At 51.6% G+C, this 26,177-nt stretch carries 22 protein-coding genes; 19 read left to right on the forward strand and 3 right to left on the reverse strand.

The features are described 5' to 3' along the window. Nucleotides 1–12: 12 nt before the first annotated feature. Nucleotides 13–243: a FeoA family protein gene (locus tag LIZ87_RS06380; protein ID WP_178316345.1), complete on the reverse strand. Its 231-nt coding sequence runs from the start codon at nucleotides 241–243 to the stop codon at nucleotides 13–15. 179 nt (nucleotides 244–422) lie between these two features. Here LIZ87_RS06380 and LIZ87_RS06385 point away from each other — a divergent pair, with 179 nt between their 5' ends. The 10 genes from LIZ87_RS06385 (at nucleotide 423) to LIZ87_RS06430 (ending at nucleotide 13,523) form a co-directional block, all read left to right on the forward strand. Continuing rightward, nucleotides 423–917, forward strand: a complete 495-nt coding sequence (locus LIZ87_RS06385) for a DUF6106 family protein (RefSeq protein WP_178316344.1) — start codon at nucleotides 423–425, stop codon at nucleotides 915–917. Nucleotides 918–1,115: 198 nt separating this feature from the next. Then, nucleotides 1,116–2,570 (forward strand): IMP dehydrogenase, encoded by a 1,455-nt coding sequence (gene guaB / locus LIZ87_RS06390; RefSeq protein ID WP_178316343.1) that lies wholly within the window; start codon nucleotides 1,116–1,118, stop codon nucleotides 2,568–2,570. A 71-nt stretch (nucleotides 2,571–2,641) separates the two neighbouring features. Then, on the forward strand, nucleotides 2,642–3,682 hold the full coding sequence (locus LIZ87_RS06395) for an NUDIX domain-containing protein (protein ID WP_330664553.1): 1,041 nt from the start codon (nucleotides 2,642–2,644) through the stop codon (nucleotides 3,680–3,682). A gap of 180 nt (nucleotides 3,683–3,862) precedes the next feature. Then, nucleotides 3,863–5,434 carry a serine hydrolase gene (locus LIZ87_RS06400; RefSeq protein ID WP_227145880.1) on the forward strand — a complete coding sequence of 524 codons (1,572 nt, stop codon included), beginning with the start codon at nucleotides 3,863–3,865 and terminating at the stop codon, nucleotides 5,432–5,434. A gap of 124 nt (nucleotides 5,435–5,558) precedes the next feature. After that, nucleotides 5,559–6,746, forward strand: coding sequence for an ABC transporter substrate-binding protein (locus tag LIZ87_RS06405; RefSeq protein WP_178316073.1), 1,188 nt, complete (start codon nucleotides 5,559–5,561; stop codon nucleotides 6,744–6,746). A 157-nt stretch (nucleotides 6,747–6,903) separates the two neighbouring features. Next, complete coding sequence (locus LIZ87_RS06410; protein WP_178317366.1) at nucleotides 6,904–8,610, forward strand: ABC transporter permease; 1,707 nt, start codon at nucleotides 6,904–6,906, stop codon at nucleotides 8,608–8,610. Nucleotides 8,611–8,621: 11 nt separating this feature from the next. Continuing rightward, nucleotides 8,622–9,698 carry an ABC transporter ATP-binding protein gene (locus LIZ87_RS06415; RefSeq protein WP_178317367.1) on the forward strand — a complete coding sequence of 359 codons (1,077 nt, stop codon included), beginning with the start codon at nucleotides 8,622–8,624 and terminating at the stop codon, nucleotides 9,696–9,698. 171 nt (nucleotides 9,699–9,869) lie between these two features. Beyond that, on the forward strand, nucleotides 9,870–10,958 hold the full coding sequence (locus LIZ87_RS06420; RefSeq protein WP_178317368.1) for an extracellular solute-binding protein: 1,089 nt from the start codon (nucleotides 9,870–9,872) through the stop codon (nucleotides 10,956–10,958). Then, nucleotides 10,955–12,649, forward strand: coding sequence for a sensor histidine kinase (locus LIZ87_RS06425; RefSeq protein WP_227145882.1), 1,695 nt, complete (start codon nucleotides 10,955–10,957; stop codon nucleotides 12,647–12,649). Before LIZ87_RS06420 ends, LIZ87_RS06425 begins: the two co-directional genes overlap by 4 nt. Before the next feature lie 97 nt (nucleotides 12,650–12,746). After that, nucleotides 12,747–13,523, forward strand: a complete 777-nt coding sequence (locus tag LIZ87_RS06430; protein WP_178316493.1) for a response regulator transcription factor — start codon at nucleotides 12,747–12,749, stop codon at nucleotides 13,521–13,523. 25 nt (nucleotides 13,524–13,548) lie between these two features. Here the strand turns inward: LIZ87_RS06430 and LIZ87_RS06435 are convergent, their stop codons facing one another. Then, nucleotides 13,549–14,301 carry a cyclase family protein gene (locus LIZ87_RS06435; RefSeq protein WP_227145885.1) on the reverse strand — a complete coding sequence of 251 codons (753 nt, stop codon included), beginning with the start codon at nucleotides 14,299–14,301 and terminating at the stop codon, nucleotides 13,549–13,551. Nucleotides 14,302–14,325: 24 nt separating this feature from the next. Beyond that, nucleotides 14,326–14,826 (reverse strand): helix-turn-helix domain-containing protein, encoded by a 501-nt coding sequence (locus LIZ87_RS06440; RefSeq protein ID WP_319638568.1) that lies wholly within the window; start codon nucleotides 14,824–14,826, stop codon nucleotides 14,326–14,328. 256 nt (nucleotides 14,827–15,082) lie between these two features. Between LIZ87_RS06440 and rbr the strand changes: the two genes are divergently transcribed. The 9 genes from rbr (at nucleotide 15,083) to LIZ87_RS06485 (ending at nucleotide 26,098) form a co-directional block, all read left to right on the forward strand. Beyond that, a complete protein-coding gene (gene rbr / locus LIZ87_RS06445) occupies nucleotides 15,083–15,685 on the forward strand; it encodes a rubrerythrin (RefSeq protein ID WP_227145888.1) in 603 nt (200 codons plus the stop codon). Between the two features lie 130 nt (nucleotides 15,686–15,815). Further along, nucleotides 15,816–16,487, forward strand: a complete 672-nt coding sequence (locus LIZ87_RS06450; protein WP_227145890.1) for an HAD family hydrolase — start codon at nucleotides 15,816–15,818, stop codon at nucleotides 16,485–16,487. 43 nt (nucleotides 16,488–16,530) lie between these two features. Beyond that, the gene (locus LIZ87_RS06455; protein WP_227145892.1) at nucleotides 16,531–17,424 is read left to right on the forward strand and encodes a metallophosphoesterase; all 894 of its coding nucleotides are present in this window, start codon (nucleotides 16,531–16,533) and stop codon (nucleotides 17,422–17,424) included. Between the two features lie 12 nt (nucleotides 17,425–17,436). Beyond that, a complete protein-coding gene (locus LIZ87_RS06460) occupies nucleotides 17,437–18,237 on the forward strand; it encodes a segregation and condensation protein A (RefSeq protein ID WP_227145894.1) in 801 nt (266 codons plus the stop codon). Between the two features lie 13 nt (nucleotides 18,238–18,250). Next, entirely contained in the window at nucleotides 18,251–18,988 is a 738-nt protein-coding gene (scpB, locus tag LIZ87_RS06465; RefSeq protein ID WP_227145896.1) for an SMC-Scp complex subunit ScpB, read from the forward strand. 24 nt (nucleotides 18,989–19,012) lie between these two features. Next, the gene (locus tag LIZ87_RS06470) at nucleotides 19,013–19,642 is read left to right on the forward strand and encodes a manganese efflux pump (protein WP_227145899.1); all 630 of its coding nucleotides are present in this window, start codon (nucleotides 19,013–19,015) and stop codon (nucleotides 19,640–19,642) included. Between the two features lie 57 nt (nucleotides 19,643–19,699). Next, complete coding sequence (locus LIZ87_RS06475; RefSeq protein WP_178317104.1) at nucleotides 19,700–20,299, forward strand: sugar O-acetyltransferase; 600 nt, start codon at nucleotides 19,700–19,702, stop codon at nucleotides 20,297–20,299. A gap of 125 nt (nucleotides 20,300–20,424) precedes the next feature. Then, nucleotides 20,425–20,916: a hypothetical protein gene (locus LIZ87_RS06480; RefSeq protein ID WP_178317105.1), complete on the forward strand. Its 492-nt coding sequence runs from the start codon at nucleotides 20,425–20,427 to the stop codon at nucleotides 20,914–20,916. Between the two features lies 1 nt (nucleotide 20,917). Beyond that, nucleotides 20,918–26,098, forward strand: coding sequence for a DUF4132 domain-containing protein (locus LIZ87_RS06485; protein ID WP_227145901.1), 5,181 nt, complete (start codon nucleotides 20,918–20,920; stop codon nucleotides 26,096–26,098). Nucleotides 26,099–26,177: the final 79 nt, after the last annotated feature.

Here is a 26,177-nt window from a genome sequence, read left to right on the forward strand (position 1 = left end):
ATCAGGCTCCTTTCAATACACCAGAATACCCTGGCAGTCCTGGTCGCGTATGGCGATCACAGCTCCCCGGATCAGGTAAGCCCCCGGATCTCCGGCAGGACTTTTTGCCAGGCATTCCACCCTTGTATCCTTTACCAGTCCGATATCCAGAAAGCGTCTCCTCATACTCCCTGTAGCCACCAGCTCCTTCACCCGGACGCTTTCTCCGGGCCTTATATCGCTAAGACAATAGATATTCTTCATATATCAAAACACCTCATAACAGACTCTAAGAGAGAATCCTTCTTGATGTTATAGTATTGAGGTATGTGCAGATTGGTTCCTGTTTAAAGCCAAAATACTGGAAAAGTGGAGGAGAATGTAGTATACTATCTGTAAAAAGCAGCAATGCTTGAAAACAAGGAAAGAACGGAGAAGAACCCATGGAAGAAAATTACGTAGAATGGCTGGTAAAACGCAAGGATCCCGTTTATGCCCTGCCGGCAAAGGTACTGATCGTTATTGTTGTGGTGCTGTCAGTCTTTTCCGCCCTGCGGACAGTTTTGGGCGTTGTATTTATGACTCTGGCAGCCATTGCGGCATACTTTTTATTCATTAATTTGAGTATTGAATATGAATATCTTTTCGCTGAGGGCGGCCTCCGCATTGACCGCATCATGGGCCGTGCCAGACGGAAAAAGGCATTTGACTGTGAGAAAGCAGATATCCAGTTCATCGCTCCTGCAGATTCCTATAAATTGAAGGATTATGAGAGTGCAGGCATCAAGGTGCAGGATTATTCCTCCGGGCAGAAGGGCGCGAAGGTCTATGCAGTGATCTATCAAAAGGGCTCAGAACACATGAAGGTGCTCATTGAGCCAAACGAAAAAATGATATCTGCCATGCGCCGCAGCTTCCCCAGCAAGATGCTCGTATAGCCTGTCAAACATCAAAAGTCTCCCGGATAAGTGGGGGGCTTTTCTATTAGAACGGCTCATGAACCTTATAAGTAAATTCAATGAATATTTCCCGCGTATAGCATTTGACAAGCTCTGGAAAATTTGCTAGTATAAGATACTAATAACAAAGAGGGAAAATAAAATCAAAGCCAACAGGCAGAAAGAGAGGAAATTTCAATGGGTACAATTATCGGCGACGGAATTACTTTTGATGACGTGCTTCTGGTGCCATCTTATTCCGAAGTGATTCCCAACCAGGTGGATCTGACCACCTATCTGACAAAAACGATCAAACTGAATATTCCATTGATGAGTGCTGGTATGGATACAGTGACAGAGCACCGCATGGCAATCGCCATGGCAAGACAAGGCGGTATCGGTATTATCCATAAAAATATGTCGATTGAGGCCCAGGCAGAAGAGGTTGACCGCGTAAAGCGTTCTGAAAACGGTGTTATCACAGATCCCTTCTTCCTCTCTCCGGAGCACACCTTAAAGGATGCCAATGACTTGATGGCAAAGTTCCGTATTTCCGGTGTTCCGATCACAGAAGGAAAAAAGCTGGTGGGTATCATAACCAACCGTGATCTGAAGTTTGAGGAGGATTTTGACCGCCCCATTAAGGAGTGCATGACCTCCCGGAATCTGGTAACAGCAAAAGAGGGAGTTACCTTAAAGGAAGCAAAGGCCATTTTGGCAAAGGCGAGAGTGGAAAAGCTTCCCATTGTTGATGATGATTTCAATTTGAAGGGCCTTATCACCATCAAGGATATTGAGAAGCAGATCAAGTATCCACTGTCCGCAAAGGACGAACAGGGACGTCTGCTGTGCGGTGCAGGCGTGGGCATCACCGCGAATGTTCTGGAGCGTGTGGAAGCTCTGGTAAAGGCAAAGGTGGACGTTGTCGTACTGGATTCCGCTCATGGACATTCTGCCAATGTGCTGCGCTGTGTAAAGATGATAAAGGATGCATTCCCAGGACTTCAGGTAGTTGCAGGAAATGTGGCAACAGGGGAGGCTACAAAGGCGCTGATCAAGGCTGGAGCAGACTGTGTAAAGGTTGGTATCGGACCTGGTTCCATCTGTACCACACGTGTGGTTGCAGGCATCGGTGTTCCTCAGGTATCTGCTGTTATGGATTGCTACAGCGTGGCAAAGGAGTATGGCATTCCGATCATTGCAGACGGCGGCATCAAGTATTCCGGTGATGTTACAAAGGCGATCGCAGCAGGCGGCAGCGTTTGTATGATGGGCAGCATCTTTGCAGGATGCGATGAGAGCCCAGGCACCTTTGAGCTGTATCAGGGACGTAAGTACAAGGTATACCGCGGAATGGGCTCCATCGCAGCGATGGAGAACGGAAGCAAGGACAGATACTTCCAGAACGATGCCAAAAAGCTTGTGCCGGAGGGCGTTGAGGGCCGTGTGGCTTACAAAGGCCTGGTGGAGGATACGGTATTCCAGCTGCTGGGCGGCTTAAGAGCCGGTATGGGATACTGCGGAGCAAAGGATATCAAGACTCTCCAGGAGACTGCAAGATTTGTGAAGATCTCTGCCGCCTCCCTGAAGGAAAGTCATCCTCACGATATCCATATCACGAAGGAAGCTCCAAACTATTCAATCGATGAGTAATATCTGACAGAGATGGGGATGCTGCGATCTGCGGCATCCTCTTTTTTGCCGGATTCTATATGGAGGAAGAGATGGAAAAATCGAGGATGACGACTCTGTGCTATATTGAGCGGGACGGCGCTTATCTGATGCTCCACAGGGTGAGCAAGAAGCATGATGTGAATAAGGACAAATGGATCGGCATTGGAGGCCACTTTGAGGAGGGAGAAAGCCCAGAGGAATGCCTGCTGCGGGAGGCAAAGGAGGAGACCGGCCTTACGCTGACCTCCTACCGGTTCCGGGGCCTTGTGACCTTTATGGCAGAGGGCTGGCCTACGGAATACATGTGTCTTTATACTGCGGACAAATATGAGGGAGAGATGGCGGACTGCAATGAAGGCGTGCTGGAGTGGGTAAAGAAGGAGGAGGTGCTGAAGCTGAACCTCTGGGAGGGAGATAAGATTTTCTTCCGTCTTTTAAATGAGGATGTCCCATTCTTCTCCTTAAAGCTCTCCTACAATGGCGACCGGCTAAAAGAGGCTGTTCTGGATGGGCGCAGGCTGGAGCTGTTTGATATCCGGGATGAGGCTGGAAATGTGACCGGGCAGGTGAGAGAGCGGACCCTGGTGCACCGGGACGGAGACCTCCATGGAACAGCCCATACCTGGATTGCCAGAAGGAGGGAAGCGGGGGGCTTTGACCTGCTCCTTCAGAAACGCAGCAGGAATAAGGACTCCTATCCGGGCTGCTATGACATCTCCTCTGCAGGCCATGTCCAGGCAGGAGACGGCTTTCTGGAGACGGCTGTCCGTGAGCTGAAGGAGGAGCTGGGGATTGAGGCAGAGGCCGGGGATCTGGCCTTTGCAGGCTTTCACGGGGGATATATGGAGGAAATGTTTTACGGGCATATGTTTAAGGACAGGGAGATCAGTGCGGTCTATGTCTATGATAAACCCGTGGATGCAGACAATCTTGAACTCCAGGTAGAAGAAGTGGAGTCTGTTATGTGGATAAGTCTGGAGGAATGTGAGGAGGCTGTGGAAAAGGGTACGATCCCCAACTGTATCTACATGGATGAGCTGATGATCGTGAAGGATTATTTGGAAAAATTGGCAACTATTCAGAACCTCTGATGTAAAAACAGACGGAAGAAGCTGCTTATAAGCAAGCTTAACACAGCTTTTTTCGCCTGTTTTCCCGCCGTTCTGAACAGTTAGAAAAATTGTAAGGTTATTGTCAGAAATAGATATGTTTTGCTGTGGAGGACTATGGTATAATTTGGGAAGATATCTGTGAACGAGGAGAGAAAAAACATGAAATGGAAAAAATGGAAACCATTCCTTTGTATAAGTACAGCGGCAGTTTTGGCCTTTTCCACAGCAGCTTACGGGAGTCAGATCACGATAACGCCTCTGGACCAGGCAGGAAGCACGGTATCCCCAGGAGGTGCAGGCGAGGGGGTCTCCTCTGAGGGACCGGGAGGAACGAGCAGCAGCGCCGGGGCGGGCGTCAGTCCGTCAGGAGGCAGCGGAGCAGGAACTGCGGGTATCAGTCCGTCAGGGAACGCGGGATCAGGAACTGCCGCAAACAGCCAGCCGGGAACAGCTGGAACAGGCCTGGGCGGCGCCGATACAGCCGGGACTGCCGCAGGCTCTGAGATCAGCCAGCCCGCTATTGAGGCAGAGGGCGCTGTGCTCATGGACAGCGCCACAGGTGCGGTCCTCTACGCAAAGAACGGGGAAACACAGTTCTATCCGGCCAGCATCACAAAGCTCATGACCGCCCTGCTTGTGGCAGAAAAATGCAGCCTGGACGATACAGTCACCTTTTCTGCCACAGCCACCACTAACCTGGAGTCAGGGGCTGTTTCCATCAAGATGGCGGAGGGAGACACCATGACTGTCCGGGAGTGTCTCTATGCTCTGCTGCTAAAATCAGCCAATGAGGTGGGCAATGCCTTAGCAGAACATGTGGCCGGGAGCAATGGGGCTTTTGCGGATATGATGAACGCGAAGGCAGTGTCCTTAGGCTGTACAAATACTCATTTTACCAATCCGCACGGCCTGAATGACGAGCAGCATTATACTACGCCTCACGACATGGCTCTGATCGCCAGGGCGGCCTTTCAGAATGATACGGTAAAAACCGTGGCATCCACCAGAACCTACACCCTTCCTGCTACAAAGAACAACCCCTCCGGCCTGACCGTCACCATAGGCCACAAAATGTTAAATCCCAATGATTCCCGCTATTATCCGGGCATTATCGGCGGAAAGACAGGCTATACCTCCAAGGCCGGGAATACCCTGGTGACAGCGGCGGAAAAGGACGGCGTAAGGCTCATAGCCGTCATCATGAAGAGCAAGTCCACCCATTATACAGATACAAAGGCCCTGTTTGACTACGGTTTTGAGCTGGCGGCAGCGAACGGAATTTCAGGGGCTGGTTCAGCAGGAACGGGAACAGGCGCTGCAGGAACAGGTGCCACAGGAACGGCCGCTGCGGGCACAGCAGGAGCCAGCACCGTTACAGGAACCGCCGGGACAGCAGGCGACCCTGGCGTATCCAGCGCGAGAGGCTGGGTAAAGGACGGCGATAAATGGCATTATATAAAGGACAACGGCACAAAGGCTTCAAACGAGTGGATAAGCGCTGACGGCGAGTCCTACTGGTTTGATGCAGACGGATATATGGCAAAGGGCTGGCGCCAGGTGGGCGGAACCTGGTATTACCTGCGCTCCAACGGAGCTATGGCAAAGAACTACTGGGCCCAGGTCCAGGAGACCGGCAAGTGGTTCTACCTGGGAAGCGACGGGGCTATGCTTACAAACACCACCACTCCTGACGGCTGCAAGGTGGGAGCGGATGGCTCCTGGGTGCAGTGACATAACTGACAAAAAAATACGGGACAAGTTCAGAAATTACGACATTATTACCTAAAAAACAGTTTTTCCCCCTCCGGCTTTCTGGTAAAATGAAAACACCAGAAAAGATTGGAGGGGTATTATTATGAAGAAAAAACTAGCACTTTTGTTAGCATGCACCATGGCACTCAGCATGACTGCCTGCGGAGGCAAATCAGAGGCTCCCGCTACCACAGCTGCACCTGCCACCACAGCCGCTGCCGCAGAGGCTCCTGCTGAGGGCGAGAGTGAAGCAGCTGCTGAGACAGAGGCAGCCGGCGGCATGGATGCGCTGATCGAAGCTGCAAAGGCAGAGGGCGAGCTGACCGTATACGGCTCCTGCGAGGAGGAGTATTTATCAGCAGCCTGCCAGAACTTTGAAAAGCTCTATGGGATCAAGACAAAGTTCCAGAGACTTTCCACATCTGAGGTTTACACAAAGATTTCCGAGGAAGCCGGAAAACCATCTGCTGACGTATGGTTCGGCGGCACAACAGATCCTTACAATGAAGCAGTTGCAGATGGCCTGTTAATGGAATACGAGGCTATGAATGCGGTAAATCTGATCAGCGAGGATTACAAGGATCCGACCAACTGCTGGTACGGCATCTACAAGGGCATCCTGGGCTTTATGGTGAACACCGAGGAGTTAGAGCGTCTGGGACTGGAAGCTCCTAAGACATGGGACGACCTGACAAAGGAAGAGTACAAGGACCTGATCATGCTGTCTAACCCAAATACAGCCGGCACAGCAAAGCTGGTGATCAACACCATGATCCAGATGAAAGGTCATGACGAGGCTATGGAGTACTTCAAGAAGCTGGATGCAAACATTGCACAGTACACAAAGTCCGGTTCCGGCCCATCTAAGATGGTTGGCCCAGGCGAGTGTGTGATCGGTATCGGTTTCCTGCATGACGGCATTTACCAGATCCTTCAGGGCTATGACAACATCCAGTTAATAGTACCTGAGGACGGCACCTCCTTCGAGGTAGGCGCAACTGCTATCTTCAACGGATGCACTCATCCAAACGCAGCTAAGCTGTGGATCGAGTATGCTCTGTCTCCTGACTGCGTAGACCACGCAAAGGAGAACGGTTCCTATCAGTTCCTGGTACTGAGCAATGCAGCACAGCCAGAGGAAGCTGAAAAGTTCGGACTTGATATGAACAACACTATTGATTACGATTTCGAGGATGCAAAGGCAAACAGCGCGAAGTACGTAGAAGACTTCTTTGAGGCATTAGGAAGCTCCGCAGACAGCGCAGACTCCAGCCGTTTCAAGACCGAATAAAGCGCAGCTGTAGCGGAGTTTGCGGCTCCCGAAAGCTGCGAAGCAGCAAAGCAGCCAAGCTGATTTGAAAAGGGTATAAATGAGTGCTGCGTAATGGATATCAAAACATTACGCAGCATTTTCTTTACAAGTAAGTAAAAAGGAAGGGGGCCTTGTTGTGGCCAGAAGACAGAGCGCTGAACTGGAGCGCAAGAAATTTTTCTCAGACCCCATACTGGTGAGCATGATCGTGGTGCTGTTGGTATTTTTGGCATTGTTTATCCTGTATCCGCTCCTCATGCTGCTGGTGGACAGCTTTTATGCGGAGGGAAGGATCACCCTCGATGTGTTCAAGCGGGTACTGAGCCTGGAGCGTTTCCAGAATGCATTTAAAAACACCCTGGTATTAGGCTTTATCACAGGGCTGGCGTCCACGGCCATCGGCCTGTTGTTTGCCTATGTGGAGGTCTATGTAAAGCTGAAGACTAAGGTGCTGGAGAAGCTGTTCGGGCTGGTATCCATGCTTCCGGTAGTATCACCGCCCTTTGTGTTATCTCTTTCCATGATCATGCTGTTTGGACGCAGCGGCATCATCACACGTTCCCTGTTGGGGATCTACGATTCCAATGTTTATGGCTTGAAGGGCATTGCCATCGTGCAGACACTGACCTTTTTCCCTGTGTGCTATCTGATGTTAAAGGGACTCCTGAAAAACATCGATCCTTCTTTGGAGGAGGCCACCAGGGATATGGGAGCTACCAGATGGAAGGTATTCACCAGCGTGACCTTCCCCCTGCTCCTTCCGGGATTGGGAAATGCGTTTCTCGTAACCTTCATCGAGTCTGTGGCTGATTTCGCAAACCCCATGCTGATCGGAGGCTCCTACGATACATTGGCCACCACCATTTACCTGCAGGTAACAGGAGCCTATGACTCCACAGGAGCAGCGGCCATGTCTGTTGTGCTCTTATCCCTGACCGTTGTGCTGTTCCTGATCCAGAAGTATTATCTGGAGAAGAAGACAGCTGCAACTCTCACAGGTAAAGCCTCCCGCATGAGGATGCTCATTGAGGACAAGAGCGTGACTGTTCCGCTGACGATCTTCTGCGGTCTGGTAGCAGCCTTCGTACTTTTAATGTACATCATGGTTCCCTTTGGGGCGCTGTTCACTCTCTGGGGCAGAGACTATAGTCTGAGCCTGAAATGGTTCCAGTACATGTTTAAGACCAGCGGACTCAAGGCATTTAAGGACTCTTTCGTGCTGTCTCTTATTGCTTCTCCGCTTACTGCCTTCCTTTCCATGGTAATTTCCTATCTTGTTGTAAAGAAGAAATTCAAGGCAAAGGGCTTTATCGAGTTTGTATCCATGCTGGCAATGGCAGTGCCAGGTACCGTACTCGGTATTGGATATATCCGCGGCTATGCAAACGGCCTGTTCCGCTCAGGGATCTTAAGCAGTCTTTACGGAACCGGGCTGATCCTGATCATCGTATTTATCGTTCGAAGCCTCCCCACAGGCACCAGAAGCGGTATTTCCGCCCTGCGCCAGATCGATAAATCCATCGAGGAATCCGCCTATGATATGGGTGCCAACTCTGCAAAGGTGTTTATGACAGTCACCCTGCCGCTGATCAAGGACTCCTTCTTCAGCGGCCTGGTAACAGCCTTTGTGCGGAGCATCACCGCTATTTCCGCCATCATCCTGCTGGTAACACCAGATTTCCTGCTGATCACCTGCCAGATCAATGAGCAGGCGGAAAAGGGCAACTACGGCGTGGCCTGCGCCTATGCTACGGTGCTGATCGTGATCACATACGGAGCGGTTCTGATCATGAATACGATGATGAAGTTCTTTGGCGTCAGCCGGAAGATAAAGGAAGATTAGGAGGTTAAGTGATGGAAAAACAGAAAAAGGGCGTCCGCCTGGAGCATATTTCAAAGATATATACAGATCCGAAGACAGGGAAGGAGTTCTATGCAGTGCAGGATACCACCCTGGATATTGAGCCCGGTTCCTTCGTGACTCTGCTTGGCCCCTCCGGCTGCGGCAAGACTACGACCCTGCGCATGATCGCAGGCTTTGAGAGCCCGGATGAGGGAGAGATCTACTTAGGGGATGAGGCCATTAACAGCCTGACTCCCAACAAGAGGGATACGGCCATGGTGTTCCAGAGCTATGCGCTGCTTCCCCATTACAATGTATTTGACAATGTTGCCTATGGCCTTAAGATCCGCAAGGTGCCGAAGGATGAGATCAAGGAGCGGGTCATGAACATCCTGAAGCTGGTGGAGATGGAGGGAATGGAATCACGTATGACAAACCAGCTCTCCGGCGGCCAGCAGCAGCGAGTGGCATTGGCGAGAGCCCTGGTGATCGAGCCCAGCGTACTGCTCTTTGACGAGCCCTTAAGCAACCTGGATGCAAAGTTGCGCGTGACAATGAGAACAGAGATCCGCAAGATCCAGCAGAAGGTGGGGATCACCGCCATCTACGTTACCCACGACCAGTCCGAGGCCATGAGCATTTCTGATAAGATCATCATCATGAGCAAGGGCAAGGTGGAGCAGATCGGAACTCCAAGGGAGATCTACTACCATCCGTCATCCAAATTCGTGGCAGATTTCATCGGAGAGGCCAACTTCCTGGATGCAAAGGTGATGTCTGCTTCCGGAGGCAAGGCTGTCATCGATGTGGTGGGAGAGCAGCTGGAGGTCAACAACTTTGCAGATGCAAAGGCAGGAGATAATGCCACCCTTGTCATCCGTCCTGAGGGCGTGACCCTGGCGGAAAAAGGCATTTTGGAGGTGACCGTGACGCTGTCCACCTTTATGGGAGCTTACCAGTATTACCAGGTAATGCTGGGGGATATGGAGATCCAGATCACCGATTACAATCCGGTCAACAGGCGGATCTATGAGGTGGGCGAAAAGGCATACCTTGATTTTGACCCGAAAGGTGTTTACATTTTGTAGGCTTAGGGTTAAACTGTTCAGGTAGGCAATGACCAATAGAGAAACCGCGGAGGCAGATTTTGTGTTGTGCTTGCACACAGAGGATCTGCCTCCCTTTTTGATTTCATAGGAAACTTCGTTCCCTATAAAATCAAAATGCTCCGCAGGATTCTTTTTTATGCAGGTAACAGTATGAAGCGACATTTATTTCAAACAGGCATTTTTTTGATCTTGACAGCAGGGGCAGTCCTGTTTTTGGCCTCCTGTGGGAGGGGAGGGGATCCGGGCAAGGGTCCGTATGGAGCAGTGGCCGTTCTTCCCTCTGACAATGAGCTGGTGATCTACTGTCCACACCCTCTGGATTTCATCAATCCGATCGTCTCTGAGTTTGAGGAACAGACAGGGATCCCGGTATATGTCCAGACAGGGGGAACCGGAGAGCTTCTTGCCATGGTGGAAGAGCACGAGGAGCCTGCCTGCGACATTTTCTGGGGCGGGTCCCTGTCCAGCAACCTTCCCAAAAAGGAGCTTTTTGAACAATATATCAGCGAAAATGAACCCATGGTCCAGGAGGAATTTAAGAATACAGAGGGCAGTATGACGCGTTTTACAGATATCCCCAGCGTGATCATGGTAAATACCAACCTGACAGGCGGCCTTGTGATCGAGGGCTATGAGGATCTCCTGAAGCCGGAGCTGAAGGGAAAGATCGCCATGTGCAATCCCTCCACCTCATCCTCGGCCTATGAGCATCTCATCAACATGCTCTATGCCATGGGAGGAGGAGAGCCGGAAAAGGGATGGGATTATGTGGAAGCCTTCTGTGAAAACCTGGATGGGACGCTGCTAAAAAGCTCCAGCGAGGTCTACCAGGGAGTGGCCAGAGGGCGGTTTGCAGTGGGACTGACCTTTGAGGAGGGAGCTGCCAGATATGTAGAGGAGGATGGGCCGGTCAGGCTGGTCTATATGAAGGAGGGAGTCATTTCAAAGCCCGATGTGGTCTGCATTGCAAAGGGGACAGGCCATATGGAGGAGGCAAAGGAGTTTGTGGATTTTGTGACAGGGCGAGATGCCCAGGCTATGATCGCATCCACGCTTAACAGGCGGTCTGTGCGGGTGGATGTGAAGGAGGCGGAGTATCTTCCGGCAAAGGACAGCATTCATATGATCTATGATGAGGAGACTGTGGTAAATCAGAACAAGAAGGAGTGGCAGAGGCATTTTATGGATCTGTTCATAAAGGCCTCAGGCAGGGAAGACAGAGAGGAGCCGGGCGAATGAAGCGGGAGAAATATTTCAGAGATGAGCTCCAGCGGCTGTTCTTTGGCTATGCCGTGGTGCCTGCTGTGCTGTTTACCCTTGTCTGCGGCATCCTTTTTATGGCAGCCCTGATCCATGGCAGAAAGAGCAGCAATCTGGAGCAGAACCGCTATGTGGCAGGAAAGCTGGAGCAGGTGATCTCCGGCTATGAGGAGGCCCTTAAAGAGCTCTCGCGCATCCCCGGTCTGGCAGCGGGACCTGTGGATGAGGAAAAGCGGGCCCAGGTGTTTGAGTGTGTTTACCGGGCAGCGGGACGGATGGGCTATGAAGCGGATTTTTATATCCTGGATAAGGAAAGGGAGCTGTATCTGACAAACAGCCGGATCCTTCCGGATTACCTGGATATCAAAGACGATATTTCCTGGGGAATCTTCCAGTCCATGGAAAGCCATCCGGGAGAGACAGCCGTGCGCCTTATGAACGGCTGGAAAAATCAGGAGGGCAGTATTGTGCTGGGAAGAAGCCTTGTGTCTGACCGGGGACAGGAGGGGTATGTTCTCTTTTCCATTGGAAGCGGCCGGTTCCTAAACGCAATGGACCAGCAGGATGCCCAAACCATTATTGTGGACCGCTTTGGGTGGGTATTCTTTAACAGCAGCTACATTTTCCTGACAGACAGCAATCAGATACGCCCTGTGTTAAAACAGGCGGGAAGCTATCTGACATATGACGGGAAGATGTACCTGGCGGACAGGCAGGCGGTCTGCGGGGGGATGTTTGAGGTATACTCGGTATCAGATATCCAGAATATCGTAGTATCCCTGACCATCTGCAGCGCCCTGGTGGTGACGGCCCTGGCTCTCATGACCGTGTGGGTATTTGTGAGCTCCAGGGTAGTGACAGAGAAGAAGACGGCGGATCTGTACCGCATACTGGAGGTCATGGGGCAGGTCAGGGAAGGCCAGCTGGACAGCGTGATCCATATTGACAGCGACAATGAATTTAAGATCATTGCGGAGGCCTGGAATGAGACCATAGACAGCTTAAAGAGACAGATGGAGAACAACAGGAGGATGACAGAGCTGGTGGCTATCTCTCAGAATAAGCAGCTGGAATCCCAGTTTAACCCCCATTTCCTCTACAATACCCTGGAGAACATCCGATACATGTGTAAGCTGGAGCCGGCTACAGCAGAACGCATGGTGTACAGCCTGTCAAACCTGCTGCGTTACAGTCTGGATGGCAGCAAGGACCAGGTGCCTCTGCGGGAAGACCTGGAGCACCTGAAAAACTACCTTACCATACTGGAAAGGCGCTTTGGAAGCCGGTTTGAATACCGGATCGATGTGGAGGAGGAGGCTCTTGACTGCCGCATCCCGAAGCTGGTGCTGCAGCCTATGATCGAAAATGCGGTCAAGTACGGTTTTGGAAACCAGCTGAATTTAAAGACAGAGCTGAAAGCCTATATCCATGAAGGAACGCTTACGATGATATGCAGGGATGACGGCGTGGGAATGTCTCAGACAGTGTTGAGTGAGATCACCAATCTGCTGGAGCAGAAGGAGAATACCAGCAGGCACTCCGGCCTTTACAATATCCACAGAAGGATCACGCTTTTGTATGGCAGGCCTTATGGGGTGGAGGTACGGAGTATGGAGGGACACGGCACAACGCTGGTGGTGACAGTTCCTGTGAGAAGGGCAGGAGCTTGAGCGGGCCATATTTCCAGAGCAGTCTTTGGTATCAGGCTGCGGACCGCAGGGAAAAGGGGCTGGCCGGATCAGGCATTATTGACAGAAAGGAGAAAACATGCTGCGGGTTTTGATTGCAGAAGATGAAGATATGATAAGAAAAGGCCTTGTGTATACCACGGACTGGCTTTCCATGGACTGTGTGGTGGTGGCAGAGGCAGCCAACGGCAGGGAGGGACTGGAAAAAATCGTGGAATACAAGCCGGATGTGGTGATCGCAGATATCTGCATGCCCTTTATGGATGGCATTGAGATGATAAAAAAGGCCTCAGAGCAGGTGCGGTTTCGGAGCATTCTCCTGACAAGCTATGCAGACTTTGAGTATGCCAGAAGAGCTATTGAAGCCAGGGTCAGCGAATACCTGTTAAAGCCGGTGGATGAGGAAGCTCTGGGGGAGATCATGAAAAAGCTGGGAGAGGAGATCGCGAGCACCCGCCAGGTAGAGCATGCCCTGGAGCAGGCAGAGCTGGAGGGCGGCAATCTGAACCTGGAATATTATATGCAGCTTGACCTTTCAGAAAACCGGTATGTGTCCCGGACCATTGAGGCCATCCGGGAACGCTACGCAGAGAAGATCAGCATTGAGGGGATCAGTGAGGAGCTGGGAGTCAGCGCCAGCTATTTAAGCCGCAAGTTCAAGGAGATCACAGGCCAGACTTTTTTGGATTTTCTGAATAAATACAGGGTGCAGCAGGCCATTGTCCTGTTAAATACCAGGCAGTACCGGATCAGCGAGATATCAGAGGAAGTGGGATTTACCGATTATAAGCATTTCTGCTCTGTGTTTAAGAAATATACGTTAAAATCGCCTACAAAATTTATAAAGGGGGTATAGCCCCCCTTTTTTCAGATTCTTTTTCCTATTCAAATACTGCCCATACCCGTGCAGGAAGCCCGGTAGCACCTTCGATCCTGGGGAAGGATACGATGACAACGGCTCCGGCAGCAGGAACCTGGTCCAGATTGCACATGACTTCAACCTGTATTTTGTTCATGCTGAGCACATAGCGCTCGCAGGCCAGATCTCCGGCCTCTGCTGCCAGGGCCGAGGCGTCTGTATCCATGGTCTCATGACCGTTGGCTGCGGCATTTCTCACCTCGTAAATGTACTTTAATGCTTCCATGGACCAGCCTGGGAAATTCTCACCGCCATTTTCGTCCAGCCCGGAGATCGCGTCCATGTCAGGCCAATGCCTGCTCCAGCCGGTGTAAAGGGCTACAAAGGCACCTTCAGGAATCTCGCCGTAGGCGGCCTCATATGCCTTGATGTCCTCTACGGTCACCGCATAGTGCACATCCTGCTTTACCTTCCCGGTCACATCAATGACACAGAGGGGGAAGGTCATGTCCTTCACACCGTATTTCTCGGAAAGGTCTCCGCCCTTGATGAAATGGCCCGGAAAATCAATGTGTGTTCCAAACTGTCCCGGAAATTTGAAGGTCTGTATCAGGCAGTCCAGCATTTCATTGCCCCAGTCGAATACGGTCTTTGACAGCTCCAAAGAACCCTCCGGGATACCAGCCCAGTAGGGGCTTTCGTTGTTTAATGAGTGAGACAGCTCCACCCATTTGTATTCCTTTGCTTTCTTTAAATCTTCCCATAATTTGTACATAAACGCGGCCTCCTTTTTTAAAGATTATTTATTTTTCTTTCCTTCTTTCCCCTTCTTCTCGCCCTTGGAAGCCTTTTTTTCTCCCTTTTTTGATTTCGCGGCCTTTTTGGGCTTGTCATTTTTAGAGGAGTCGGCTTTTTTCTGTTTTGGTGCAGGGGCTTTTTCGGCTGGCACAGGTGCAATGGGCTCTTTTGGAGCTTCCGGAGCTTTTTGCGTCTCTGGTTCGGGTGCTTTGGACGCTGGAGACTCCGCAGAGCCTGCGGGATGGTCAGGTACATATTCGATGATATCGTTGATCCCGCATTCTAGCAGGCTGCACAGTGTGTCGAGAGTGTGGGTGGAGACATGCATGTTTTTCTTCAGGCGTCCAATCTGGCCTGCGCTGAAATTGTGCATCTTGATGAGCCTGTACTGGGTCATGCCTTTGGCAGCCATTGTTTCCCACAGACGGTCGTATCGGATCATAGTATGTTCCTCCTTTTTGGCAGTCTTTACGAAAAAAATCCTCCGCCGGACAGGCGGCATGTATTCAGATATACCACATGCGTCCGCCGGACCTTCGCAGCGCATCGGTGCGTCCGCTGCCGGCACATGCAGCTTTGTTATCAGTAATTGGATTATATCATGTGTATAGGGGAAATACAAGAAATAGTTGGAAAAGTTGGAAAAAAGGAATAAAATTTCGGGAATTTACACATAGTATAAGCTGTATCGGATCGATATCAGGAGGAGGCCTGTGCAGGCAGCGCCTGAATGTTTAAAATGGAAGGAGAAATCACATATGCCAGATTTGAAAGCAAGTGAAACAGCCAAAAACCTTATGCGGGCCTTTGCAGGGGAATGTCAGGCCAGAGCGCGCTATACCTTCGCAGCAGAGCTCGCAAAAGCCCAGAAAATGCCTATGGTGGAGGCAGTGCTCCAATATACGGCCAATCAGGAGAAGGAGCATGCGGAAATTTTTTACAAGTATTTGGAGCCTCTTGACAAGGAGACGATCGTGATAGACGGCGGCTATCCGGTGGATGCAGAGCAGAATACCCTGGCCCAGCTCAGGGCTGCTGCCCACAATGAGTATGAGGAGCATGATGTGGTGTACAGATCCTTCGGGGAAATTGCTGAAAAGGAAGGATTTTCCCAGATTGCAGCCAGCTTCCGCATGATCGCTGAGATCGAGAAGACACATGGGGACCGCTTCCAGTACCTGGCAGATCTGCTGTCCCAGGGGGATCTGTTTAAGGGAAGTAAGAAGACCGCATGGGTATGTACCAACTGCGGTTATATCTGCGAGCGGGAGGAGGCACCCCAGGAATGCCCGGTGTGCCATCATGAACAGGGATATTTTGCCAGAAAGGAGCTGGCTCCCTGGTTTTTGCAGGAGCAGTAACGGAGCTGGTTTTGCGGGGGCGGGGCAGAGAGCCGCTCCCTTCCTCCGCCGCAGGCAGAATTGGTTTTACAAAGACTGGGAAGTATGTTACAATGTCGCAAGAAGTGAAAGGTACAGAGGAGAATAAAAAATGGGAAAGAAGATAAAGGCAGTGATATTCGACCAGGACGGCCTTATGTTTGACACAGAACGCCTTTCCGTGAAGGCATGGGATGCGGCTCTTGCACCCTATGGCATCAAGCTGGGAGAGGACTTTTTCAGGGATCTGAGAGGGGCCAGGCCGGAAAAGGGTGCAGCGGCTTTCCGGGAGCGCTTTGGGGACAGCATTGATTATGACAGCATACGGAAGGTGAAACGCGGGTTTTCCTACCAGTGGGTGGCAGAAAAGGGCGTTCCGGTAAAGAAGGGCTTAAAGGAGCTTCTTTCCTATTTAAAAGAAAATGGTGCAAAGCTTGCAATTGCCACGGCCAGCAGCAAGGAGTGGACCCAGGGAAATGTAAAGGGAGCAGGGGTTGACAGCTATTTTGATGAGTTTATCTACGGAGATATGGTGGAGGAGGCCAAGCCTGATCCGGCGATCTTTCTTCTGGCAGCAAAGAGACTGGGGGTAGAGCCAGGGGAGTGCATGGTGCTGGAAGACAGCTTCAACGGCATCCGTGCAGCGGCAGCAGGGGGATTTTATCCGGTAATGGTGCCTGACCTGACCCTTCCCACGCCGGAGATCAAGGCCCTTCTTGCAGCGGAGTGTGAAAGCCTGCTGGAGGTCATCGGCCTGTTTAAGAATGGAACCTTTGAATTGTAGGGAAAAAAGGCCGCTTTCCGCGGCAGAAAAAATCGAGGTGGCTATGTGGAGAGAAGCAGCAGCCGTAACCATTGGGGCAGGCTTACTCTGCCTGGCACGTTCTCAGTATGAGAGAGGTGCTTTGGCAGTAGAGACCGTAGAGATTGTGACGGATAAGGTGTTAAGGGATAGAACGCTTGTGTTTTTGTCGGACCTACATAATAAGGAATTTGGCAAGGGAAATGCAGAGCTTCTTCAAGCGATTGACAGTGTGAGGCCAGATGCTGTCCTTTCCGGCGGAGATATGATGATAGCAAAGGGAAATGCGGATACACGTGTGCCTCTGTCACTATTTTCCAGCCTGTCATCCAGATATCCGATGTATTGCGGCAATGGAAATCATGAGAACCGCATGACGTGGGAGCGGGAGACCTACGGAAGACAGTATGAGGTCTATAAGAAGCAGCTGACAGACATGGGAGTGATATACTTAGAGGATGAGTCGGCACTGTTGGAATGTGATATACGCATAACGGCCCTGGATCTGGACGAATGCTTTTACAGGAAGGCTCTGCTCCAGAGGAAAGAGCCCATGGAGCAGGGGTATCTTGAGAAAAAGCTGGGGGCCGGGCCTTCTGGACAGGGGCCTATTGGAGAGCCCTTTCAGATCCTTCTCGCCCACTCTCCCCTTTATTTTAAGGAATACGCTGACTGGGGAGCAGATCTGACCCTGTCAGGCCATTTCCACGGAGGCACCATACGGCTTCCATGGCTGGGAGGCGTCATGACGCCTCAGTACCAGTTTTTCCTTCCTGTCTGTGCAGGAACATTTTATATAGGAGAAAAGGCCATGGTGGTGAGCCGGGGCCTGGGCACCCATTCGATCAATATACGGCTGAACAACCGGCCGCAGCTGGTGGTTCTGAAGGTGAAGAGGAGAGCACTCGAAAAGGCGTGAACAGGAGAAGCAATGGAAACCATAACGTATAAGCTGGAGCATTTTGAAGGTCCTCTGGATCTTCTGCTCCATCTCATAGAGAAGAATAAGATCGATATATATGACATCCCGATTGTGGATATTACTGCTCAATATTTGGAGTATGTGCGGAACATGGAGAGGGAGGATCTGAATATTGTCAGCGAATTTCTGGTGATGGCAGCCACACTGCTGGACATCAAGGCGCGGATGCTCCTTCCGAAGGAAGTGGACGAGGAGGGCGAGGAGATCGACCCCAGGGCAGAGCTGGTAGCAAGGCTGTTGGAATATAAGCGCTACAAGCTCATGGCGGATGAGCTGGCAGACCGGGAAAAGGATGCGCTGCGCCATTTTTACAAGCCATCCACCCTGCCTCCTGAGGTGGCGCGCTACCAGCCTCCAGTGGATCTGGATCAGCTTCTGGACGGCTTGACCCTGGCAAAGCTCCAGCGCATCTTTGAGCAGGTGATGAAGCGCAGGGAGGACAAGATCGATCCCATACGAAGCAGCTTTGGAACCATAAAACGGGAGCCTGTGAGCCTGGAGCAGAAGATCGGCTCTGTGATGGCCTTTGCAAGAAGGGAGAGAAAATTCAGCTTCCGCCAGCTCCTGGAGGGACAGAGGGACAAGCTGGAGGTGATCGTGACCTTTCTGGCAGTGCTGGAACTGATGAAGATCGGGAAGATATCCCTGAGTCAGGAGGAGATCTTCGGGGATATGGAGATAGAGACACTGGAGCCTGAAGGAGAAGAGGAAGAGCTGGATCTGGCAGGGCTGGATGATTTTGAAGGATAGGGTTGATGGGAATATGGGCAAAAATGAAGAAAAGGACGTCGGTGTCAGGGCAGAAGAGAGGGATACGGCAGGAAAGGCAGCAGCTGGGGAAGAGAAGCAGCAGGAGCCTGCCTTCCCGCCCACAGAAGATGAAAAGGAGCAGGAGGCGGTCATAGAGGCCGTGCTCTTTACTATGGGAAATTCTGTGGAGCTGGGACAGCTGGCGGCGGCGATCGGACAGAGTAAGGAGACTGCAAAAAAGGCAGTGGAACGGCTGATGAAACGCTATCAGAGCGGGAAGCGGGGCATGGAGATCACTCAGCTGGAGGACAGCTACCAGATGTGCACCAAAGCCGGATACTATGAAAACCTGATACGTGTTGCGGCTTCTCCCAAAAAGCAGGTACTCACAGAGGTGGTTCTGGAGACCTTGTCCATCATTGCCTATAAGCAGCCGGTAACGAAGATGGAGATCGAGAAGATACGCGGAGTGAAGTCCGACCACGCAGTCAACCGCCTGGTGGAATATAACCTGGTATATGAGGTGGGCCGCTTAGATGCGCCTGGCCGCCCGGCCTTATTTGCCACTACAGAGGAATTTTTGCGCCGCTTTGGCGTGGGCTCTGTTCAGGACCTGCCGGACATTAACCCGGAGCAGGAGGCAGAGATCAAGGCAGAGGTGGAGGAAGAGCTCCAGCTTAAGATGGAGGAGCTTTCCAAAGAGCAGTCCCAGGAGGAGCAGGGGCAATCAGGAGACAGGGGAATATACTAAAAGAAAAAGAATCAAGATGATGAAATGGTTCAAAGTCTTATTTTAGTATTTGCCCTCTGCATGGATACCTTCGTGGCAAGTATGGCCTACGGAGCCCACCGTGTGGAGGTTTCCTGGGGCAAGGCCGTGCTGTTGAATGCCATCTGCAGCGGCTCCTTAGGTTTGGCACTGGGCCTGGGCACTGTTTTAGATGCTCTGGTGCCGGAAAACCTTGCCAGGGTGATCTGTACAGTGAGCCTGATCCTTTTGGGCCTTGTAAAATGTCTGGATTATGGAATAAAAGAAATGATCAACAGGAGCTTAAGCTCTGTGCGCAGTCTTCGTTTTTCCCTCTCAGGCCTTCAGGTGATCATCCATATTTATGGTGATCCCATGGCTGCGGATGCAGATAACTCAAAGTCATTGGGATGGCGGGAAACCATATTTCTGGCTCTGGCAATGTCCATTGACAGTCTGGGAGTGGGCACCATGGCAGCATTTCTGGATCTATCCGGGATGTTCACGGTGGCCCTGGCTTTTGTACTCGGAATCGGTACGATGGAGGCAGGACTGTGGCTGGGGAAAAAGGCTGCCATGAGATGGAACTGTGATCTGGGCTGGGTCAGCGGCGCGCTGCTGATAGCCCTGGGGGTTATGAAGGCCCTGGGAGGCTGACAGGAAGAAAACAATCGGAAAACAGCAGAAAATACCGTACAGAGGAGAAATGAGAAAATGGATAATATAGAGAGAAGGCGGCTGGAACTGCCCTATATTTCAGATAAGGCAGTGATGGAGGAGCAGAAGGTCTGCCGGAGACTGCTTCAGAGATTCAACACTGCAGACAGATCGGACTTTGAGGCACTATCCTCCATGATAAAGGAAATCCTTGGAAAATCGGAAAATGCATTTATCAACCCGCCGTTTTACTGTGACTATGGCTTTAACATCGAAGTTGGGAAGAATTTTTTTGCCAATTACAACTGTACCATGCTGGATACGGCAAAGATCATCATCGGTGACAACTGTATGCTGGCCCCTAATGTAGCCATCTACACAGCAGGTCATCCGGTGCACCCGGAAGCCAGGAACACAGCCTATGAGTACGGCATTGGCATCACGATCGGAGATAATGTGTGGATCGGAGGAAATTCTGTTATCCTTCCCGGAGTCCATATCGGAAGCAACACGGTCATTGGCGCCGGAAGCGTTGTGACAAAGGACATTCCCGACTGGGTCATTGCCGCCGGAAATCCCTGCCGCGTGATCCGGGCCGTCACGGAGGAGGACAGGAAGTATTACTATAAGGACAGAGAATTTCATGGAGAAATATAGGAAACAAGGGCAGCAGGATGAGGTTCACCTGCTGCCTTAATTATTTCTGAAAACACTTGACATTTATTGTAAAATTTCTTTCAATAAAAGAAGAGAGGACTGCTGGCAGACAGGAGGTAGGATTTTTGAAAATAAAAGTAAATGTAAAGAAGATCGGCAGGAAAAAGGCCGCTGTCCAGGAGGCGGTATATGAGATCGGAGGAAGGCCGTCAACGGTGCGGGAGCTGATCCTGGCAGTGACGGAAAGCTGTGCAGGGGAGTACAACAGAAGGCTCCGGGGCCAGGCATCCGGAAAGGAGGGCTGTGAGCCAGGCAGATGGGAGAGCTCCGGGGAGGAGCCAGGACGGGAAATAGCAGGGCTTTTTGGGATCCTGAGCCCAGAGGAGATCGAGGACAAAGCCCGGACAGGGAAGGTCGGCTTTGGGGTGAACTACGGCGGAAAGCCGGCAGATATCGTCAAGGCCCAGGAGAACGCCATCCAGTGCTTTGAGGATGGGATATACAGGATATTTATGGACGATAAGCCCTTAGAGGAACTGGATGAGGACATCCAGGTGACGGAGGAGCAGGTATTTACCTTTGTGAGACTTACAATGTTAGCGGGGAGGATGTGGTAAGATGGCAGATTTTGATTACAATACAAGGCGGGAGATCACAAGGAAGCGCCAGGCGGCTCTGGATAAGAGGATTGAAAAGCTTTCCGGCAATGATAAGGAGCTGGCCAAAGAGGTAAAGGGCCGGGAGCGGATGGGAAGCGTGACGCTGCGTGTTGCAAAGGAATTTTACAGCAAGCCGGAGAAAAAGCCCTCCCAGTGGTTCAATCAGAAAGGACTGCTGCCGGGTATGCGGCCCCACAAGGCGCTGTTAGACGTTTTTGTGCCGGAGCATTTTCAGGATTCCTTCCTCTATATCATTGACAAGCTGAACCAGTTTCCGTTTTCCCGCGGTTGGAACAGGAGGACTGTGCGCACAGCAAGCTACGGGCCTCAGATGGTCCAGGCATTTTCCCTGCTGTCTGTGTATGAAAAGCTGTTCTATCTGGGAGACCGGATCGAGGATTACATATTAAGGCGTATGGATCCGGAGATGTTAGATTATGTGAAAAATGAGTGGGAGATCAACAGGGGCTTTTCCTATATCTATGCGGCGGAGATCGACAGGGGAAATCAGGCAGTGATCGGGGCCTTAAAAGAGCTGATCCTAAGCGAGAACAATACGGCTTATCTGGACCGGGAGATGATCCTGGGCATCCTCCGCTCGGACAGCGGGGAGCTTCACGAGCTGATCTGCCGCCTGCTTTTGGCCGCCAGGCTCCAGGAGGGGCTAAGGCAGGCGATCTGTGAGACTATGGATGAGGGAACACCGGCGGCTTACGGAAAGCTCTTAAAGGTAATTGAGGATAATGATCTCATCCGGTTCTCTTCGGTAAAGCGGGCAGTGTCCGCCTGGATCGGTATCTTTGATGAGAACAATGTGGACAGAGTGAATGGAAAGCTTTTAAGCCTGATGGGACAATCCTTGAGGGATAAAGAGTTCTGCAGAAAACAGCTGGAGACAAATGACGCAGTTGCCATCAACACGAGCTTGTGGGCCCTGGGCTTTTTCGAGGTGCAGGAGGCCATACAGGCCATGGAAGTCCTCATTGATAAGGGCACGAAGGCCCAGAAGCTGGCAGCCTCCTATTATAATCTTAACCTGCATGACGAGAGCCTGAAGATCCGGGCAGCAAAAAAGGTAGTGCTGGAACACAGTGATGACCTGGAGCTGACGGCAGCCTTTCTTCCGGCCTACCTGGCGCCTCTTTACAGGCAGATACGTGACCTGCTCTATGGCAGCGGCGGGCGCAGCGTGTATCCGAGAGAGTCTGTGACGCCCAGAAAGCCTGAACTGACAGAGTATTTTAAGGACAGGGAGGAGGCGGAAAAGGTCTACGATATTTTCATGGATATTTACAAGCGCCTGCCTAAAAAGGGGATTACCTGGTCTCCCTGTATTTTCCCGTGGTACAGCGTGGGGCTTACGCCCTCTGTGGTGATCGAGCAGCTGGCATTTACTGCCTATGTGCTCCAGGATGAGGAGAAGATCACATATATGGCGGGACGGCTGGGAGAGATCACAGGAAGCTCCTATGAGAGAAGCTATCTTATCAACCTGCTGCTTTTTTCTCCTGCCAACGCAGATCAGAGAAAATACCTGATCGAGTACATGGGAAGTGCAGATTCCACCTCCTCGGAAAAAGCGGTCCAGATGGTAAAGAAGCTGACACTGACATCGGAGGATTACCGCATTATGGAGGACATGCTGCGCTTTAAGAGGAGCGGCCTCAGAGCACAGCTGATCTGTTTTCTGATGGATCAGGACGGGGAGGACATGAAGGGCTGCCTTTCACGCCTTCTGGCTGATAAGAAAGAGGAAAAGCGCAGTGCCGGGCTGGATATGCTCCTGCGCCTTTCAAAGGAAAAGAAGCGGGAAAAATGCTATGAGAGCGTGAGATCCCTGGCGGAAACCATAGAGAATCCTACGGATAAGGAGAAGATCCTGCTAAAAGAGATCCTGGGAGGGGAGGAGGGCACTTTGCCGGCTGCAAGCCAGAAGGGCTTTGGCATTTATGATCCGGATGCGCCGGAGACCATGCTGGCTGCCCAAAAGACCAGCCCTGGGCCGGACTGCCTGCTGCCCCTTTCGGAGGAGGAGGCCATAGAGAAGATCAAAAAGCTGGACAGGCTCATAGCAGAGTATAAGGATTATGAGTATGATACGGCTTATGGGGAGAAGGCTCTTCTGGGGAATTCCTATACGTGTATGACAAAGGAAAATGCGGGTATGAGAGAGCGGTACCGCCTGAAGAATTACCCTCTGCAGGAGGTATTTGCCAAATTTTACGAGGAAGAGATCGGGGATTACCTGACCTTTGTGCAGTGGGAGGCAAGGATCTTTGCTAATGCAGGGGATTCCTATAAGAATGCAGGGATCTTCTATAAGGCAGTTTTTGGAAGAATGCCCTTTAAGCCGCTGCCCTTAAATCTGGTCTACTGGCGGCAGGTGCAGGATATCCGGCTGAACTTCCGCTTTGAATATCTGGATAAGAAGGCTCTCCTTCAGGCCGGGCTTCAGGCTGTCCGGGCTCTGACAAAGGTGGTAACAGCGGAAAATAAGAATATCAAATACCAGTATAAAGGATGGAATGGGAAAATGTATGATACCTCCAGCCTTTTAAACAGCCTGCCTGTTCTTAACCGGTATTTTGAAGGCCTGGCCTGCTGGGAGACGGATGAAGAATTTGCAGAGGCCTTTGAGGCAGCCTGGACCTTTGAGAAAAAATGCCGGGAGAATAAAAAGCAGCGTCAGTTTGTTGCGTCAAATACAAACTCCAACAGTATTACCATAGGAGGCGGGAGCGGGGCGCTTACGCCCATAAATACCTACTGGTTTTTAAAGGCCTATCATCTGGGCCTGATATCCAGGGATATCCTGTATAAGGCAGTGCTGGAATATTTCGGGCGCTATGACAACCTGCAGATCATCACAAAGGTGGAAAAGGGGGAATGCATCAAGCCCTTAAACCGCCGCTATATGAACGTATTCTTTGGGCAGGATGTGGCAAAGGAGCTGTATGAGAAGGGAGAGTCCTCTCTGGGCCCGGATACCTGGCTGGGAAGCCTGATCAGAGAGCTCTACCAGACAATCGTTCCTGTGATGGTGGATACGGAGCTTCGCCGGGGCGAGGCGGAGACCGAGTTTTCCGGGGATATCCGCGGGATCAATTATATCCGGGGGATCGGCTATCTCACCCGTATCCTGATGGCTCTGGGAAAGGACACCCTGGGACGGGAGGCCTACTACTACTGGTACTACCGTTCCAGACTGGTGACAAAGAGGGATGTGCTGAGCCATTTGTTAAAGGCCTGCTATCCCGCAGAGGGGGAAAATGGCGCTGTCTTGAAGGAAGCCCTGAAGGGAACGAGTATCAAGGCGGCCAGACTGGTAGAGGTGGCAATGTACGCGCCCCAGTGGATCGATATCATCCAGGAATATCTGGGCTGGGAGGGATTAAAGAGCGGCTGCTATTACTTCATGGCCCATATGAATGAGCGCTTTGACGATCAGAAGGCAGCTATTATTGCCAGATATACCCCCCTGTCGCCGGAGGAGCTTCAGGATGGTGCCTTTGATATTGACTGGTTCAGGGAGGCTTATGGCCTGCTGGGAGAAAAGAATTTCAGTATGCTCTACAATGCTGCCAAATACATTTCCGATGGCCAGAAGCATTCCAGGGCCAGGAAATATGCGGATGCAGCCACTGGAAAGACAAAGCTTTCTGCTCTGGGTAAAGAGATTAAGGAAAAACGGAATAAGGATCTGATCATGAGCTACGGCCTTGTGCCCTTTGGGGAGGACAAGGAGAAGGATATGCTGGAGAGGTATCAATTTATCCAGCAGTATTTAAAGGAAAGCCGCCAGTTCGGGGCCCAGAGGCGGGCCAGCGAGGGCAAGGCTGCCCAGATCGCCCTAGTAAACTTAAGTACCCATGCAGGCTTTACCGATGTCACCCGCCTGACCCTGAACATGGAGACGCGGCTGGCAGAGCAGTTTAAGCCCTATATGGAATGGACGGCAGTGGATGATGTGGAAATTATGCTCACGATCAATGAGGACGGTAAGAGCAGCATCCTCTGCCGCAAGGGCGGAAAGACATTAAAATCACTGCCCTCCAGGCTGGGAAAGAACCCCTATGTAACAGAGGTAAAGGAGGCTAATAAGAAGCTTAAGGACCAGTACTTAAGGACAAGGAAGATGATGGAGGAGTCCATGGAGACAGGGGCAGTCTTCGAGGCAGCGGAGATCGGCAGGCTCTATGAGAATCCGGTGGTGCAGGCGATCCTCCGGCCATTGGTGTTCGGATATGGGGAGAAGCTGGGATTTTTGCAGGTTGGAGGGGAAGGCCTCTGCCTCCTGTCCTGGGATGGAGATGTGACTTTGCTCTCCCCGGACAGCCGGATACGCATCGCCCATCCTCTGGATCTGTACCGCTTGGGCAGCTGGCATGAGTACCAGAAGGCCCTGTTTGACCGCCAGATACGCCAGCCCTTCAAGCAGGTATTCAGGGAGCTCTATGTAAAGCTGCCGGAGGAGCTGGGACAGAAGGCCTCCCGCATGTTTGCAGGTAACCAGATCCAGCCCCAGAAGACCGTGGGCTGCTTAAAGAGCCGCCGCTGGGTAGCGGACTATGAGGAAGGGCTGCAGAAGATCTACTACAAGGAGAATATCGTGGCCCGCATCTATGCCCTGGCAGACTGGTTCTCGCCCAGCGATGTGGAGGCACCGACCTTGGAGTGGGTGGAATTTTCCGACCGCAAGACCTATGAATCCCTTACCATTGAAAAGGTACCGGATCTGATCTACAGCGAGGTCATGCGCGATGTGGACCTGGCAGTCAGTGTGGCCCATGCAGGCGGCGTTGACCCGGAGACCAGCCATTCCACCATCGAGATGCGCCGTGCCATCGTAGAATTCAATCTGCCTCTGTTCGGCTTAAAGAACGTGACGTTAAAGGACAGCCATGCCCTGATAGAGGGGGCCAGAGCCTCCTATACTGTCCATCTCGGAAGCGGTGTCATCCACCAGCAGGGCGGAGCCATGCTCCACATCCTCCCAGTCCACAGCCAGAAGCGGGGCAAGCTGTTCCTCCCCTTTGTGGATGAGGACCCGAAGACAGCGGAGATCATGTCAAAGATCGTGCTGCTGGCAGAGGATAAGAAGATAAAGGATCCGTTTATTCTGGATCAGATCAGGAATTGATCTGCAGCAGTAAACGGTGATCAGAGCAGGAAAAGCGGAGCTTGTTTGGAGATAACAGAGGAGAAGAGCAAAATCCCCC

Origin of the sequence: Lacrimispora sp. 210928-DFI.3.58 (genome assembly GCF_020554865.1) — a bacterium.
Classification (GTDB): domain Bacteria; phylum Bacillota; class Clostridia; order Lachnospirales; family Lachnospiraceae; genus Enterocloster.